Source organism: Methylobacterium sp. J-067 (genome assembly GCF_022829465.1).
GTDB classification, from domain to species: Bacteria; Pseudomonadota; Alphaproteobacteria; order Rhizobiales; family Beijerinckiaceae; genus Methylobacterium; species Methylobacterium litchii.
This window is the reverse complement of record NZ_JAKSXZ010000097.1, coordinates 20,113-36,126: the sequence shown is the minus strand read 5'-3', so window position 1 is coordinate 36,126 and position 16,014 is coordinate 20,113. Positions and strand designations below refer to the sequence as shown.

The following is a 16,014-nucleotide window of genomic DNA, read 5'->3' as shown; positions in this document are numbered from 1 at the left end:
CTGCGGGCGTTGAGGGGCGACAAGAAGGTCCGGGTCTAGGTGCGGCGGGTGGCCTCGGCCGGGGGGACGTCCGAGAAGGGCAGGATGACGTGGACAGGGGAGAACATGACCTCGGACCCGGGGTGCCCCGGGGGTGTCCGGGAGCGCGACTCGGAGGGTAACGCATCACGGGTAACGAAACCCGCTACGCGTTACGTTTCGGACGACGGAGAGGGGTCGACGACGAGGTCGGGCCGGAACCCCGTCTCCTCCTCGACATGGCCCCTGGCGTTGCACACGATCCGGGTTCGCCCGACGCGGTAGTCGGCGTGCCGATGGACGTGCCCGTGCACCCAGAGATCCGGCCCCCTCGCATGGAGCAGCGGGGTCAGGTCGGAGGCGTCGCACCAGGCGAGATGGGCATGCCGGGAGGGCAGGCTGCCGGGGTGCGGGGCGTGGTGGGTGACGACCACGGTCGGGCCGCCGTGCGGGTGGGCGAGACCCGTGTCGATGAAGGCGCGGGTGGCCCGGTGCATGGCGAGCACGTCGCCGGGCTCGATCCGGTCGCGGGACCGGGGCCCGGTCCGGATGCGACGGTAGTTGACCGCGCCGTCGCGGCCCTGGGCGGAGCGGAAGGCGTGCGTCAGCGAGCGGGAGCCGAGGCGGAAGTCCGTCCAGAGCGTGCCGCCGATGAACAGCGTGCCGTCGACCAGCACCTCGCTGTCCGTCAACAGGTGGATGCCGAGCGCGGCGGCGCGGTCCAGACCCCGCTCCATCTGGTCCCGGACGGTGTACCGCTCCTCGCCGCGGTCCCACCAGAAGTCGTGGTTGCCCGGCACGTAGACGACCGGGACTCCGGTCATGCGGTCGCCGAGCCAGTCGAGGGCCCGGACCAGCGGCATGTGCACGTCGCCGGCGACGACGGCCACGTCGAAGCCCCCGGCCGTCGCGTGCGTGGTTGGGTCCCAAGCGTTCACAGGCCAGTCCTGGTGCAGGTCGGAGAAGACCCAGAGGCGCGTCACGCTTCGTCTCCCGCGTCGGGGAACAGCTCGGCCAGCCGGGCCTGGACCTGCGGCACGGTCACGGGCGTCCATCCCCAGCAGTTGACGCCCACGTCGAGGCTGGCCGGAATGGCCGGCAGGCTGCCGTGGCTGTGGCCGTACAGATGGAGGTCGCCGCGGTGCCTGTGCGGCCACGTACGGTGGGCATAATGCGACAGCCACAACCCGACTGCGGACAGCATGCCCGGATCCTGGACGTGGATGCGGGCGACGCCCATCACGGGGCCATCCCACGGTAGGGACTCGCCGATCTTGTCGTGGTTGCCACGGACGAGGAACTTTCGCCCGTTCAGCCGGTGGAAGACGCGCAGTGCATGCCCATGCCGGCACCTGTAGGCGAAGTCGCCGAGATGCCAGACCGTATCGTCGGGGCGCACGACGGCGTTCCAGCAGGCAACAAGGGTCTCGTCGTGTTCGGCGATGGACGTGAATGGCCGGGGAGCGTCCATCCTGGGCGAGAGGATGCCCGCATTCCCGATGTGATGATCGGCGGTGAAGAAGGTAAGGGCCATGTCGGCCTCCGGGTAAGCGGAGGCTCGGCACGCAGCGGCACTCCGGGGTCAATCGGTCGGGTGCGAGTCCGCGCGTATCATCCGCATGTTCCTTGGCGAGGGTTCAGCCAGGGTGTCCTGGCCCGCAACCGCGGGCAAGGGGAGGACACGCGGATCCACAACGCGTCGGCCCCGCAAGGCCGTAGGCCGTTCATGCCGCCATCACCACGGGCACCTCGTCGACCCGAGTGGTGTACCGCTGCGAGCGCATGTCGAACTTAGTCGACCATTCCCCCTTCGGGGCGAACCCGTCGCCGCCCGGGACGACAGGCCCGCGCCCGAGCGGGCAGTTGCAGGCGTCGAGGGCGCCCATCAGTGCCGCCCCGTGCTCCCGGTCGAGTTGTGCAAGGCCCGGTAAGGCGCGCGCCAAGGCCGCCAGCGGTACGAGATCGTTCGTGATCACCCCGTCTTGGAATACCGGTCGCCGTCCCACCAGGTCTTTCGGAAGTCATGCAAACTGGTAGAGGTAGCCACGTGCCGGACACGAGTGCCCGGACACGATGGTAGCGTCCCATTATTGTCATTAACATTCGTCGCTGGGGATCGTGCACTGGTGGCACAGGCTATACGCCCGCAACCAGCCCGTGCGTTGGTGTCCGTTACGCAACCATCGTAGTCGGCCGGATTGACGACAAGGCGGGATGCTCGATGGACCGGGCGAGTTCCAGGCCCACTGCCCTGGGAGAAGTCCACGCGACCGTCGCTTCGATGCGACGGCCTCCCGGCCACTCAAGCACAACGCTCTCGCCCACGGTCAAACCGCCATCGAGTGCGATGCAGGCGCCGCGCTCAGAAACATCGAGGGTGCGGACCTCGCACCGCCGGCCGCGGATCACGGCTGTGACATTCTCGTCCACGCGGACGCGGAGTGCCGTCCGTCTCTCAATCAAGTCCGCGGTGACGTCGGCCGCGAATGCCGCCACGGACCGGGTGAGCGAGCTTGCGACATCTTCCAACGTTCGCGAGGCGGCGAGCGCGTGATCGGCGTGTGTCCGGGTCTGGCGCGTCGCCTCGGTCACCTCGACGGCGCTCGCTCGGGTCTGGGCGCTGTCACGGGCCACGCGCATGATCGTACGGGAGACCTCCGCGGTCGCCGCTTGCTGCTGGCGGACGGCGACGGCGATGGCCTGGGCCAGTTCCTCGATTTCGCCGACACCGTTGGCGATGGTTTGCACGGAGCCAACCGTCTGGCCGGCCGCGCCCTGGATCGCGCCGATCTGCTCCACGATCTCGTCCGCGGCGCGCCCCGTCTGCCCGGCGAGGGCCTTGACCTCGGCCGCAACCACGGCGAACCCCTTGCCGGCCTCGCCTGCCCGCGCCGCCTCTATGGTCGCATTGAGCGCGAGCAAGTTCGTCTGACCGGCGACCGCCTTGATCAAGCCCACCACGGTGCCGATGCGGTCGGCGATGACCGCCAGCCCTTCGACCTCGCGACGCGACACCCGGGCCGCCTCGCCCATGCTGCCGACACGCAGGAGTGCCTGGTCCGCGCTCGCGGCTATCTCGTTCATCGAAGCCGTCAGTTCCTCCGCACCGGTCGAGATGGCGATGACCGCGTCCGTCGTGCTCGACGCCGACGCCTGCGCCAAGCCGGCTTGGCGCAGGGAGTCCGCGGAGACGCCGCTGAGCACCCGCGCGGTCCGCGCCATGCCCGCCGCCTCTTCCTGGACGCTCCGCTCGATGCGGCCCAGCACGGTGCGGAACCGCGCGACGGTCTCCGCGAGCGACTGCTGCCGGAACACCTCCAGTCCTCGTTCCTGCTGTGCCGTCTGCTCGACATGGCGTTGAACCGCCGCGCTCTCGTGCGCCTGCCTGGTCGCCTGTTCCGATGCCGCAAGGGCGACCGTAAGCTGTCGTGCCGCCAGCATGAGGACGCCGGCTTCCACGAGAACGACCGCGGCATGCAACACGACGCGGGAGAACTCGGCTCCGTTCGGGAACACGGCCATGGGGTAGGCCACGTTCAATGCGAGATGATGGGTTGCGATCACTGCCGACGCGACGAGAACCGATGACCAGCACGCCCAGCCGACCGTGATGGCGAGGGCGGCGAAGAACAACATGTGCATGTCGATCTGCACGTGCGTACCCGCGACCGCGAACACCATCAGGCTGACGAGCGCCATCAGCACGGACGAGGTGAGGTGACGCGTCAGGAGGGCAGCCGGATGAAGCCGGGCGGCGGTGAAGGAGGCTACGACCATGATGCCGGCGACCAGGGCGACGCCGGATGGCGCCGAGTCGAGCGTCCATGCCGTCGTGACGACGATTGCGCCCAGGCAGACCAGGGTCGTCAGCATGACCGGCTGGAAGGCACGGCGAAGCCTGTGTAGGCGATCTTCCGGGATCATGGGCGTCGTTCGGTCCAAAATGAGGGGGAGAGGGTGCCCCGGGGAAGGCAACCAATGAGTGGAGCGGCGGCTAGGACGAGCGTCGCGCCGTTACGGTAGAGATCGGCCACCAGGTCACGCGATGCATCGGGGACGGTCACGAAGTGACCCTGCGGCGAGACGGTCAGTATCCTGGCGTTCGACCCCAGGATCGGACGCGGGATTGCGGCGTCCGGTCGGAGCGTCAGCACGATGACCGTTTCACCGGGGCGTGGCGCCAGCGCGAGGGCGACCGGAGCTATGCCGCAAGACAGGACGAGAAGTACGGCGGTCGCGACCGTCCCCAGTACGGCTCCGCAGTCACGCCGGACGAGAGGCTGTCGTTGTCTTTCCATCCCTGGCCTGAACCTTACGGCATGCGTGTTCCGCAGCCATGTTTAGTCTCCCGGAATGCAGAAACCCTATTGAGGATCTCTGAAACATCGCGTGAAACGCCCCGCCTTACGTATGCGTTTTTGCTCAATAGCCTGCGGCATGACGTCCAGCGACCTTTCAAAGGTCGGAAGGGTATCCCGTCCCGGAAGAGGGTTTGGCCGGGCGGGACTTCTCGACCAGGGAAAGCGTTCGCTCTCGCCCCTTCACCACACAGCGAGCCACCTTTGCAGGACGACACCGTTTGAACCCGCTCCTGTCGGGGCTCGTCGCAGTCGAGGAACGACGCCGCCCACGGGCGGGCCACGCCTATGCGGCGTCCGCGGTACGTAGGGTGGTGATCTCATGGAGCGTTCGGTCCCGCAGGTTCCCCAGGGTCGGCAGCATCGAGGTGTAGTCGGTACCCGTGGTGCAAGCCTTCTCGATATCCCGACAGACTCCTGCCAGTTCGAGGAAACCCAGTGCTCCCGCTGCCGAGACCATCGCGTGCGCATCGTAGGCCAGTTGCACGCGGTCGGTGTCGGTCTTGTCCGGGAAACGCTGCGTGAGTTCGTCCGCCAGCATCGCAAGCATCCGATGGAACCGCTCCTGACCGACCATCGCAGTCAGTTCGAGCTGGATTGCGGGGTCGATTGTGGGTGGCACGGTCTCCGCGGTGGTGTCGACGACGGTCAACCGGTCGATGACGTCGAGCAACCGGTCCACCTGGAACGGCTTGCCGACGTGGTCATCCATGCCGGCCGCGAGGAAGGAAGCGACCTGGTCGGACAGAACGTTGGCGGTCATCGCGACTATCGGTATGCGCGACGAGCCACCCTCCGACGCCCGTATCTGGCGCGTCGCGGCGATACCGTCGAGCACCGGCATCTGCACGTCCATGAGCACGAGGTCGTAGGGCCTCGTCCGGACCGCCGCCACCGCAGCGGCACCGTCCCCCCCTCCGTATCGACGACATGTCCGGCCCGGGTCAGGATCTCGTACGCGAGTTCGCGGTTCAATTCGACGTCGTCGGCAAGCAGCAAGTGCCGTGGGACGCGCCCGGTCGTCGGGCCATCGGGTTGCCGCTCCGCGACCTCCCGCGGCGCGGGCGGAAGCGCGACCTCGAACCAGAACGTCGAGCCCATCCCGGCTTCGCTCTCGAAACCGATGGTTCCGCCCATCGCCTCCACCAGCGCCTTGCAGATGGCCAGGCCGAGGCCCGTCCCCCCGAAATCGCGGCTTATCGATCCGTCCGCTTGGGAGAACTTCCGGAACAGCCTGTCCTTCCGGGACGCGGGGACGCCCACGCCGGTGTCGTCAACGCGGAAGAGTAATCGCACCCGTCCATCCGTGACGCCGACCGCACGGACCTCCAGGTCCACCCTACCGGCATGGGTAAATTTGCATGCGTTGCCGAGCAAATTGAGCAGGATTTGCGTCAATCTGTCCGGGTCCCCGAGCATGTGACTCGGCAGGTCTTCCGCGAACGATAAGCTGAGGGCCAATCCCTTGGCCTCGGCCGGCCCGCGGACCATCTCCGACGCATTGTCGACCAAGTCGCGCAACGCGAAGGGGCGTGGCGTGATCTCGACCTGCCCCGCCTCGATCTTCGAGAAGTCGAGGATGTCGTCCACCACGGTTAGCAAGGCGGCCCTGGCCGCCCGGATGCGCTCGGCGTGGAGACGGGCCCGCGGCGGCACGCCGGGCTCGCCGAGCAGGAGGTCACCGTAGCCGATCACGCTGTTAAGCGGCGTCCGGATCTCGTGGCTCATGGCGGCCAGGAACTCACCCTTCGCCTCGCTCGCGCGCTCCGCCCCCTCCCGAGCGGCGACCAGGGCGGCCTCGCCGGCCTTGCGTGCCTCGACGTTCCGTACCGACGAGACGAAACCGGTCGTCACCCCGGACGGGTCCCGAAGCCGCTTGAGCGAGGACTCGACCCAGACCCAGCGACCGTCCCTGTGCCGCAGCCTGTTGACGACGATGCCACCATCCCGCGTACCGGCGAGCATGTCCGACAGGATTTGGTCGAGGCCGGCGGCGTCCTCCGCATGGATCATCTGCCTGGGGGATGAGCCGACGAGCTCGTGGGGTTCGTAGCCGAGAAGGTCGCGGCTGGCGGGCGAGACGTAAAGTCGTCGCCCGGACCGGTCCATGTGGGTGATCATGTCGGCCGCCGCCTCGGATACCAGCCGCAGGCGCGCCTCGCTGTCGCGCAGCGCCCGGTCGGCCTCGATGCGGCCCGTGACGTCCCGCCCGGAGACGACGACGGTCGGGTCCCCCCGGACGCGGCCTACCAGCCTGAAGACGGACTCGATCCAGACGTAGTGCCCGTCCCTGTGGCGCAGCCGATGGATGTAGGATGCCTGGGGACGGTCCGGCGACAAGGCACCGTACACGGCGGTGACCTCGGCCATCTCGTCGGGATGGATGAGATCCTCGGGGGCCAGCGCGGCGTACTCCTCCGGTCCCCATCCAAGGATCGACCTTACGGCCGGCGACACGTAGGCCCGCTCACGTATCGACGGCTTGAGCACGATGAGGTCGTTCGTGTTCTCGGCCAGGAGGCGGTAGCGCTCCTCGCTCGCCCGTATCCGGGCATCGGCCACGCGTCGCCTTTCGAACTCACGCGCCAGTTGCAGCAGCGCCGCGACCAGCACGAGCGTGAGACCACCGGCCACGGAGGCCTGCACCAGCGCCGAACGCCTCCACCCGGCGAGCGCGTCCTGGCGGGATAGCGCGGCAGCGACGTACAGGGGATAATCGTCGAGGAAGCCCAGGGCGACCACGCGCTCCACGCCGTCGGTCATGGCGGTCGTCCAAAACGGCTTGTCATCCCTGACCGGGACGTGCTGCCGGTAGTTCTCGCCGTCGGCGAAGCTCTTGCCGATCACGGCGGGAAGTGGCGGGGAGCGCACAAGGAGCGTCCCGTCCGACCGCCACAGGCTGAGACCCGCCCCGGGGCCGTTGTCGATACCGGCGTAGACCGACTCGAACCTCTCGGGGTCGACCGTCGCCTGGACGATGCCGGCGAAGCTCCCGTCCGGCCCGTCGATGCGACGGGCGACCGGGATCAGGACCTTGCCGCTGAGACGGCCGGTGACCGGGTCGCCGATCAACAGCCCCCCGGTCGGTCGGTCGCGCAGCGCACGGAAGTAGTCTCGGTCATGGATGTCGAGGGTACGGGCGGGAAACGTCTGTCCCTCGACCGTCGCATGTTCGTCCCGGTCGACGATGACGATGTTGTAGAGCCTCGACCTTTCGATCTGCTCGTGCAATGCCGCGTGGATGGCCTCGGTCGACAAGCCACCGTCACGCCGTCCCACCAGGGGCGCCACGGCCCGGAGGTACGTGTCGATGATCTCGAAGGTGCGGGCGGCGTGTTGCTCGATGGCGCGTGCGGTGTTCGCGGCACGTGTCCCCGCCTCGGCGAGTTCCCCCTCGTATTGACGGTGCAGGGTAACGCCGACGAAGGCGGGAATGCCCACGCCGAGCGCCAGCGCGACGATGCGTGCGATTGTTCCCGGTCCCGGCGTCATCGGATGGTACCGACGACGGCCGAGGGGTAGGCACCGGACGAGGGATCACATCCGGGTCGGGCGACCGATGGAATGCCCGGCGGGTACGCCATGCGAAGGAACATGTCAGGCCGCACGGACGGTCGCGAGGAAGCGTCCGACCTCGGCGGTCAGATGCTCGGACTGGCGGGACAACTCTGAGGCCGCGCCGAGAACCTGGCTCGCCGCCACCCCCGTTTCCTCGGCGGCGCCAGCCACACCCGCGATGTTGCCGGTTACCTCTCCCGTACCCATCGCAGCCTGGCTCACGTTGCGCACGATCTCCTGTGTCGCCGCACCCTGTTGCTCGACCGCGGCGGCAATCGAGGTGGCGACGCCGCTGATCTCGCGAATCCGCGCGGTGATGCCGGCAATCGACGCCACGGCCTCTCCCGTCGAGGACTGCACTTGCGCGATCTGCCCGGAGATCTCCCCGGTGGCCTTCGCGGTTTGCTCGGCCAAGGCCTTAACCTCGCTCGCGACGACTGCGAACCCCTTGCCGGCGGCACCGGCGCGCGCGGCCTCGATGGTGGCATTCAAGGCCAGGAGGTTCGTTTGACCGGCGATGTTCGAGATGAGGCCGACGACGTCCCCGATACGGGATACGGCCGCGCTCAATTCCCTGACCAGCATGCCGGTCTGGTCCGCCTCGCCCACGGCAAGGCGCGCGAGCTCGGCCGAACCGCTGACCTGGCGACCGATCTCCCGGACGGAGGACCCCAACTGCTCGGCGGCGGCAGCCACGGTGTTGACGTTCGAGGCGGCTTCCTCGGCGGCAGCCGCCACCGTGGTCGACTGGTTGGCCGTCTCCGTCGCCGTGGCGGTCATCGACTGGGCCGTCGCCTGCAACTCGGTCGCCGAGGACGAGACCATGCCGATAATGCCACCGACGGCCCCCTCGAAGCCATCCGCCATCTGGCGCATGCCGGCCTTGCGCTGTTCCTCGGCGGCGTGCCTTGCCCGCGCGGTCTCCGCTTCCAGCGCTCGGGTGCGTATCAGGTTGTCCTTGAATACCTGCACGGCGGCGGCCATCGCGCCGACCTCGTCTGCACGCGACCGGTATGGAACCTCGATGCCTGCATCGCCATCGGCCAGCCTGGCCATCGTGTCCGTCATCGATTGGATCGGACGCGACACCCGCAGCAGGCCGAGCGTGGCGGCGGCAACCGCGGCCACCAGCGCGAAGGCGACGGCGACGTAGACCGCGGTCGCGGCATCGTCGGCGGCGGCTACCACGGCATCCGCATCCGCGTGGGCCCCTCGTTCGTTCATGGCGACATCGCGTGTCAGCGCTTGCCGAACGTCGTTGTACAGGCCGATGTTCTCCGGCCGTCCCATCAACGCGAGCCCGTCGCCCGGTCGGCCTCCCTCGGCCAGGCGCAGCGCGTCCCGGCCGACCGACTCGTAACGGTCCCAAGCCGTGGCGAACGCGTCGTAGGAAACCCGTTCCTCGACGGATGAGATCATCGGCTCGTAGCCCTTTCGCGCTCGATTCAACGCGTCGAGTGCTTCCGTCATGTCGACGGCGTTCTTCGCGCGCTGCTCCGCGGTCCCGGCGAGGGACAGGGAACGGAGTTGCTTGATGCGAACCTCCGAGGCACTTGCGCGGATGTTGGTTACAGCGATGACGGAGGGCAGCCACTTCGTGGAAACCTCCGTCGCGGAGCGGCGGATGTTGGAGAGTTTCGCCAGCGATAGGCCTCCTTGGCCGACGCAGATCAGCGCGAGGAAGCCGAACGCGGCCGCCAGGGTGGTTCTCAGCGTGAGGTGCGGGTGCATGGGACCGGATCGGCGCGGGTGTACCTCGGCAGGGCGCCGCGCGCACGGCCGCCGGATGGTCTCCGAAGCAGGCTGCAGTCCACGCATTACCAAATTAGACCGATTCCCCCTTTCGACGATCACGAAACCGTTTGTTCGGAGACTGGCGCCGTTAGGTGCAAATTCAGCACACGATACCTTCAGGTCGCCATGGCCGAGGCAACGCTACCTTACGTGGTTCTCGACGACGGAAACTTAGGGAAGCAATCGTTTGCCCGCGTCCATCGCCACGAGTTTCACGCCGCCGCGATGGCGGCGGCAGGGGCGGCCTCGACGATGTCGCGGGCAAGCGACACCGCGTTTCGCCCCGAGGCCTTCGCCGCGTAGAGCGCCTCGTCAGCCCGCTTGAGTGTCCGGGAGCCGGTGGCGGCGTTTCCGTCGGCCCTCGTGGCAGAAGCCCCGACGCTGACGGTCACGTGACGCCTGTCCGCGAAGCCGGGATGCTGGATGGCCTGCCATTCGACGGCTCGACGGATGGCTTCGCCGGCCACGAGGATGGCGTCCCCGTCGGCACCGGGCAGCAGGATGGCGAATTCCTCTCCACCCAGACGCGCGACCGTGCCATCCGTGACGCTCGGTTCCGCCGCGAGCGTACCGGCGACCGCACGCAGGCACTCGTCACCGGCGCTGTGCCCGGCGCTGTCGTTGAAGGCCTTGAAATGGTCGATGTCCACCATCAGCACGCCGAACCAAGCCCGATCCTGCGGCGCAGTCAGGGCGACCCGCTCCAACCGGGCATCGAACGCCCGTCTGTTCGCCAGTCCCGTGAGCGGATCCGTAGTCGCCAGACGCATGAGTTCGGCGTTCGCCCGGGCGAGGGCCCGGCCCTGCAGTGTCTCCCTCATCCCGTGCAGGAAAACCTCTCGATTGCCCCTTTCCCGCCCGAAGTTCATCGGCAGCGTGAGTACGATGACGATGGCGTTGAAGCCCAGGGTGGCGAGGATCTCGACGAGGTCGCCAGGCGCGCTCACCATCACGGCGAATGCGAATGTCGCCGTGACGTTCGCGCCGGCGAGCACGACCGCGTGCGAGAAACGCAGCGGCATGGCGGCGTTGACGAAGAAGGCCGCCATGCCCGCAGCCGACAGGTACAGTTCGGCGTAGCGCCCCCCGAGCAGCAGGCCGATCAGCGAGATGCTCACGAGTCCGCAAAGGACCGGGACACCCGCCAGTAGCCCCTGTTGCCAGGACGGGCGGTCCGACTTGAGCAGCAGCATGCCGACCGACAGCGCGGGGGCGACGACGCCCAGCCTGACGGCGACCCCGAGGGGTAGCGCACCGTGCCAGGTGTCCAGCGCGATGGCCAGGATGTCGGCGCACAGGGCGAATGCCAGGAAATGCCGGAGTCTCGTCGTGCGGGCGCGCACGGTGGATCGGTCGAAGCGCGCCTCCAGGTCGGCATCCATCCGGAGACGATGCCGCGGACGCAGCAGGGCCGCCTCGACCGTCCCCGCGCTCGGCAATTGCTCGATCATGCCCGACGGCCTTCGTTCTGCCGCTCCCGACTATCACGGGCCCGTTCAAGGATTATGAAACGAAGTCTCGTCGCGGCGCAGGTAAGACCCATAAAGATCGAAATCGCTTACCGCGCCCCGCCGAACGGTTTGCATCAAGTGGGTCCCCGACGCTCGCCGACACGTGCGACCGCATCGGAGCCCTTTGCCTCGGACGGCGATGTCACGACCGGTTTGAACGCCCGGACCAAGTCGGGATCCAACCGACCATCCATCCGGTCCAACACCGCGAAGGCAGCGACGTTGCTCATCGGAGCCCGGTAGGGTCGGCGCTCGATAAGGGCCCCGTAGATGTCGCAGACCGTGATGAGGCGCACGAGGTCCGGAATCTCGTCGCCATGCAAGCCGTCCGGGTAACCCGAGCCGTCGAGCATCTCGTGGTGCGAGCGTGCGACCCGTAGAATGGCATCCTCGAACCCCTGGGCGGCGAGCATCACATGGCCTTCGACGGCATGGGTCCGCATGATGGCCAGCTCGGCCGCGTCCAGCTTGCCAGGTTTGTTCAGGATCGCGGTCGGTATCCTCGTCTTACCCACGTCGTGTAGGAGCGCCGCCTTCACGACCTTGTGCCTATCGATGGCCGACAGGCCCAACGTCCCGGCGAATGCCGCCGCGATGCCGGCCACGAGCAGGATATGCTGGTGGGTGGCATCGTCGAATTCGCGAACCGTCCGAATCCAGTCGTAGACGCCGCCAGATCCGATTGCCCACGCGACCGCGTCGGCACCGTTAGTAACCTCCTCCGGTGTGAGGATGCCTGTTCTGAAGGTTTCCCGCAGGAAATCACGGGCCCGCGTCGCATGCACCCTCGCGGAGAGGGGGACGCTCCCTCCCTCAACTACGAGGCGTTCGACCAGGGCGGTCAACTTGTCGGTGTCGGTTGCTGAGACGACAGCCGTCGCGCCGAGCGCCTCGGCATAGGCCAGCGCGCGTGGGCCATTGACGTGCGCAATGAAGATGAAAGGGCCATTCGTTGGCCGTATCCGGCTGAGGAGGGTTCGCAGGCGTGATACGGCATCGGCCGACAGATCACTGACATCGCTTACGACGATGCCCGTACCACCCAGCCGCTGACATGGCTCGTAGAGATCCAGCACGGTCAGCGTGCTTATCCTTTCCAATGACCTGAAGCGTCGCTCGGCGCGGGCCATGTCGTCGCTTACGAGCATAAGCTCAGCCATCATCGGCCCTGTCTAAAACATAACCCAGATCAGTTCACGCTCATCGGCCGTGGGACATCATTGGCCACGCCGAGATCACTGGCCTTTAGTGGGGGAACACAATCATCATCGCCAGCGGATAGTTTGCCGCAGATCGATGCGAACGGATGGGGCGATGACTGGCGCCTATGTAGTTTCGCAATCATCCGACCAAATCGGTTTGGCGGTAACGTTCATCGCCGGTGAACCACACCTGCAGAGGTGCAGCGTAGCCTGCCCTTCCGTTCGTGGGAGCGTTGATGCACCCCGATGCGTTCGTCGGTCGTGACGTAGAAGGAGGGACGGATGCCCAATGACCCCGACCTCGCGGAGGGCGTGCCGCCCGCGATTCCTGACAACGGCTTGCCGACCCCCGACAAGTCCGACCCCTCCGCTCGCGCCGGACTTGCCTCTTTCGCCCGTGGACGGCCGGACCCATCAGGATGTCACCAATCGTGATTGACGTCGTTTCCAGGGCTGCTCAACTCGACGACGGAGCCGCCAGGTCCGGCCAACCGAACCTTTCTCGGAGAATTGTATGCGCCTCGCCACCCTCGTCCTCGCTTCATCCGTCGTCGCCATGCCGGCCATGGCCCAATCCCCGAAAGAGGAGGCGGTAGCCATCGGGCCGTGGAAGGTCGAGGCAGTCTCGAAGGGCCCGAAGTTCGAGCGTTGCACGATGACCCGTACGACCGATGACGGCGTCGACGTCCAGTTCACCCGCGACGGGGACGGCCTCGACCTGAGCATGAGCTCGCCGAAATGGAAGCTCGGGCGTGGCAAGAGCTACCCGGTGGAATTGGCCGCCGGTTCCTCGACGTTGCAGGCGGAGGTCGCGGCCACGGGCAACACGGTGTCCCTGCCGATCAAGGACGAGCGGTTCCTGAAGTCGCTCAAGCTGGCGGATGGCCTGGACGTGAAGGGCGAGGGCGCGACCATCAAGGTGGCGCTCGATAAGAGCGCCGCGGGGTTGGACCGGTTGGAGGCGTGTTACCAGAAGAACGGGTCGGCGACGGAGACCAATCCTTTCGTCGCGCCGAAGGCCAAGCCGTAGGCGGCAGGTTCGGTTTCCCGGTGTCCTGGCGGCGACTGGGGCGGTGGTTGGGGCGGCCAGCCGTACGACCTTTGGCGGGTTCCGCCCGGGTCCCTCGTAGGGCACCGGGACCGAGCCCGGGCGACATCGCGAATAGCGGCCGGAACACTACGGGTCGGACGACGCGGCCGAACCCGGAGCCGCCTCTACGTCCCCCCGTCGGCTAACGCCGACGCGGGGACTTGGAGTCGTACTGGACGGGGGGCTCCGATGCCGTCGCGGAAGCGCGCCTCAGTACCCGCCGTAGAACCGCCGCGGGCCGTCGTAGCCATCCGGGCCGCGTCCGTAGCCGCCATACCCGCCGCGGTCCGGGCCGCGGTAGCCATACCCGTAGCCGTAACCGCCGCGCGGTCCGCCCCAACCGCCCCGGCCCCAGTCGTTCGGGCGGCAGCGACCCCAGGGGTTGGGGTGGAAGCCGGGACCGCAGCCGCCGGCCACCCGCTCGATGATCGCCTCGCGCCCGGGCGGCCCGAACCCGTATCCGACCGGGGCAGCGACCGCCGCCGAGGAGGCGAGGCCGGCGCCGATCAACGCGGCGAGACCCGTCACCTTCAAGCCCATCATGACTGCATCCCCAATGGTTGGCGGCCCGACCATGTCGGACCGGATGACTCGGAGGTTGCCACCGGGGGGCTGACCGGGATCTGACGGGTTCGTTCATCCGCGCGACGGGTGCGACCGGGTTCAGAGTCGCCCGGTCACCAGCAGCACGATCAGGACGATGAGGAGGACGCCGCCCAGGCCGATGCCGCCGATGCCGTTGTAGCCGCCGCCATAGTAGCCGTAGCCACCACCCCCGAGGGCCAGCACGATCAGGACGATGAGGAGGATGGTGACGAGGTTCATGCTCTGATCCTTGATCGGCTCGTGAGGTGGGCGTCGGTCGCGACGGTCAACGTCCGTCCAGGGACGGGCCGCCGGAGGTGCCGCCGGTGCCGGGTGGTCAGCCTGTCGGGGTGCCGCCGATGTTCACGTCCGGCGTCGTGCCGGGCACCGACGAGTTGCTGTGGTTGGCCTCGTTGCCCCGGGTGATCGGTCTGGGCCCGAGGTCCCGGGCGCCGGGACCGACGCCGCCGACCGGGGCGGGCGGAATTACGCCGGTGTTGCCCGCGCCACCCGTCGTGATCTGTTGCGCCCCGGCCGTGCCGGCCGCCATCAGGCCCAGTGTGGTGAGGAGGGCCAAGTTCGCAAGCTTCAAAGGGTTGTCCTTTCGCCCGCGGCAGACCCATGCCTGCCGCCATTCAGGGATGGTCGGCGCTCGCTGGCCTCAATACCGGTCACGGGGCGGCACGCCTTCCTCGAAGTCGCGGCGGCGTTCTTCCCGGCGGATGTCGTCCCGGAGGGCGTCGCGGCGCTCCTCGCGGAATTCCTCCCGGCGCTCCTCCCGACGGATGGCGTCGTACTCGCGCTCGCGCGATGAACGCGGATCGACCCGGATGCCACCGGGGCCGATGTCGATGCTCTGTGCCAGCGCAGGCACGGCGGTGAAGAGGCCGGCGGCGACGAGTCCGGCGTTGAACAGAGCCTTCATGTGTCTTCTCCTGGGTTAATTGCGTAGGCGGATCCGGGGGTCAGCCATCTTCGTCACGGGGGAGTTCGGGGCCCACGACTTCATGCGTCTCGACTTGTGTCGACCGAGTGCCCCTCGACGGGGCCTGCGTCGTCCACAAGCCCGAGACCGTTGGCGGTTTCGATTGAACCACGCGCTCGGCGGCCCGCGGCTGTCGTCGCGCCTCGATGTCCCGAGATTGACCGACGGCATTCGCCATCGCGGCTGACAGGATCGGCATCATCGTCATTCCGGGCGGCAGCGGCGCGGTCAGACGCGGGGCAAGCACCGCAATCTCCGGCGACAGGGTGCTCGGCCGGATGTACATGCCGAAGGGCGGCTCGACCCTCACTGTTACGGAGGTCGACGCCGCCCCGGACTGCGACGCGACCGGTCGTGCGGCCCGGGGCAGCTTCTCGAAGTTGCCCGGGTGCAGCACGCGCGCGGCCACGAAAAGGCCGATGGCGGCGATGGCGGCGGTGCCCAGGGTGGACCGGTAGTGTTCCATGGCCCGGGTAACAGGTTACCGATGTCCGCCGTTCCGCACCGGTCAAACGATGCGCAGGGGCGTGGCGACGACGCAACATCCGGGGCGAGCCAACCGAGCTGATCGACTGGGCATCGTATGCGGAGGGGTCGGCCGCCACGACCGATCCCTCCGCGGCCCCGAAGGCATGCCGAGGTCCGCGTTCAAGCTGGCCGCTTGAGGTGGCCACGCAGCGTGCTGATACGACTGCCGACAAGCCGCACGGCCTTGCGCAACTGGTCTTCGCTGACTCCGAATTGTCGTGCGTAGGTCTCGCGGCTGGACCGGTCGTGAATGTCGAGATGGGTACGTTCGTCCTGCATGATCAACGCCCGATTGATTGCCCCGGGAGGGTACCGGGACGGTCGTCAAGCGAACGTCGGTCGAGCCTACGGGTTGCGCGGCCGAGCCCCATCCTCCTGGTCATGC

Annotated in this window: 16 protein-coding genes; 1 reads left to right on the top strand and 15 read right to left on the bottom strand. The window is 67.8% G+C overall.

The window, feature by feature from the left end:
* Positions 1 to 191: 191 nt before the first annotated feature.
* The 9 genes from MKK52_RS11085 to MKK52_RS11045 all read right to left on the bottom strand — a co-directional run bounded on the left by MKK52_RS11085 (position 192) and on the right by MKK52_RS11045 (position 12,402).
* A complete protein-coding gene (locus MKK52_RS11085) occupies positions 192 to 1,001 on the bottom strand; it encodes a metallophosphoesterase (protein ID WP_243953859.1) in 810 nt (269 codons plus the stop codon).
* Positions 998 to 1,552, bottom strand: a complete 555-nt coding sequence (locus MKK52_RS11080) for a metallophosphoesterase (RefSeq protein ID WP_243953857.1) — start codon at positions 1,550 to 1,552, stop codon at positions 998 to 1,000. Before MKK52_RS11080 ends, MKK52_RS11085 begins: the two co-directional genes overlap by 4 nt.
* Before the next feature lie 190 nt (positions 1,553 to 1,742).
* On the bottom strand, positions 1,743 to 1,994 hold the full coding sequence (locus MKK52_RS11075; RefSeq protein WP_409564656.1) for a DUF4113 domain-containing protein: 252 nt from the start codon (positions 1,992 to 1,994) through the stop codon (positions 1,743 to 1,745).
* Between the two features lie 196 nt (positions 1,995 to 2,190).
* The gene (locus MKK52_RS11070; RefSeq protein ID WP_243953855.1) at positions 2,191 to 3,942 is read right to left on the bottom strand and encodes a methyl-accepting chemotaxis protein; all 1,752 of its coding nucleotides are present in this window, start codon (positions 3,940 to 3,942) and stop codon (positions 2,191 to 2,193) included.
* 720 nt (positions 3,943 to 4,662) lie between these two features.
* Positions 4,663 to 5,232, bottom strand: coding sequence for a response regulator (locus MKK52_RS11065; protein WP_243953853.1), 570 nt, complete (start codon positions 5,230 to 5,232; stop codon positions 4,663 to 4,665).
* Positions 5,145 to 7,868 carry a PAS domain S-box protein gene (locus MKK52_RS11060; protein WP_243953851.1) on the bottom strand — a complete coding sequence of 908 codons (2,724 nt, stop codon included), beginning with the start codon at positions 7,866 to 7,868 and terminating at the stop codon, positions 5,145 to 5,147. The genes MKK52_RS11065 and MKK52_RS11060 overlap by 88 nt, the downstream gene beginning before the upstream one ends.
* Before the next feature lie 105 nt (positions 7,869 to 7,973).
* The gene (locus MKK52_RS11055) at positions 7,974 to 9,665 is read right to left on the bottom strand and encodes a methyl-accepting chemotaxis protein (protein WP_243953849.1); all 1,692 of its coding nucleotides are present in this window, start codon (positions 9,663 to 9,665) and stop codon (positions 7,974 to 7,976) included.
* A 275-nt stretch (positions 9,666 to 9,940) separates the two neighbouring features.
* A complete protein-coding gene (locus MKK52_RS11050; RefSeq protein ID WP_243953847.1) occupies positions 9,941 to 11,179 on the bottom strand; it encodes a GGDEF domain-containing protein in 1,239 nt (412 codons plus the stop codon).
* Positions 11,180 to 11,313: 134 nt separating this feature from the next.
* Positions 11,314 to 12,402 carry an HD-GYP domain-containing protein gene (locus MKK52_RS11045; protein WP_243953844.1) on the bottom strand — a complete coding sequence of 363 codons (1,089 nt, stop codon included), beginning with the start codon at positions 12,400 to 12,402 and terminating at the stop codon, positions 11,314 to 11,316.
* A gap of 553 nt (positions 12,403 to 12,955) precedes the next feature.
* Here MKK52_RS11045 and MKK52_RS11040 point away from each other — a divergent pair.
* Complete coding sequence (locus tag MKK52_RS11040; RefSeq protein WP_243953842.1) at positions 12,956 to 13,471, top strand: hypothetical protein; 516 nt, start codon at positions 12,956 to 12,958, stop codon at positions 13,469 to 13,471.
* 270 nt (positions 13,472 to 13,741) lie between these two features.
* On the opposite strand, the gene MKK52_RS11035 is transcribed toward MKK52_RS11040, so the two are convergent.
* The 6 genes from MKK52_RS11035 to MKK52_RS11010 all read right to left on the bottom strand — a co-directional run bounded on the left by MKK52_RS11035 (position 13,742) and on the right by MKK52_RS11010 (position 15,908).
* Positions 13,742 to 14,074: a GCG_CRPN prefix-to-repeats domain-containing protein gene (locus tag MKK52_RS11035; RefSeq protein WP_243953840.1), complete on the bottom strand. Its 333-nt coding sequence runs from the start codon at positions 14,072 to 14,074 to the stop codon at positions 13,742 to 13,744.
* A gap of 120 nt (positions 14,075 to 14,194) precedes the next feature.
* Positions 14,195 to 14,356, bottom strand: coding sequence for a hypothetical protein (locus MKK52_RS11030; RefSeq protein WP_243953839.1), 162 nt, complete (start codon positions 14,354 to 14,356; stop codon positions 14,195 to 14,197).
* A 97-nt stretch (positions 14,357 to 14,453) separates the two neighbouring features.
* Positions 14,454 to 14,708, bottom strand: coding sequence for a hypothetical protein (locus MKK52_RS11025; RefSeq protein ID WP_243953837.1), 255 nt, complete (start codon positions 14,706 to 14,708; stop codon positions 14,454 to 14,456).
* Positions 14,709 to 14,777: 69 nt separating this feature from the next.
* Positions 14,778 to 15,041: a hypothetical protein gene (locus MKK52_RS11020; RefSeq protein WP_243953836.1), complete on the bottom strand. Its 264-nt coding sequence runs from the start codon at positions 15,039 to 15,041 to the stop codon at positions 14,778 to 14,780.
* 40 nt (positions 15,042 to 15,081) lie between these two features.
* Positions 15,082 to 15,567 carry a hypothetical protein gene (locus tag MKK52_RS11015; protein ID WP_243953834.1) on the bottom strand — a complete coding sequence of 162 codons (486 nt, stop codon included), beginning with the start codon at positions 15,565 to 15,567 and terminating at the stop codon, positions 15,082 to 15,084.
* A 182-nt stretch (positions 15,568 to 15,749) separates the two neighbouring features.
* The gene (locus MKK52_RS11010; RefSeq protein ID WP_243931462.1) at positions 15,750 to 15,908 is read right to left on the bottom strand and encodes a DUF3606 domain-containing protein; all 159 of its coding nucleotides are present in this window, start codon (positions 15,906 to 15,908) and stop codon (positions 15,750 to 15,752) included.
* Positions 15,909 to 16,014 lie beyond the last annotated feature (106 nt).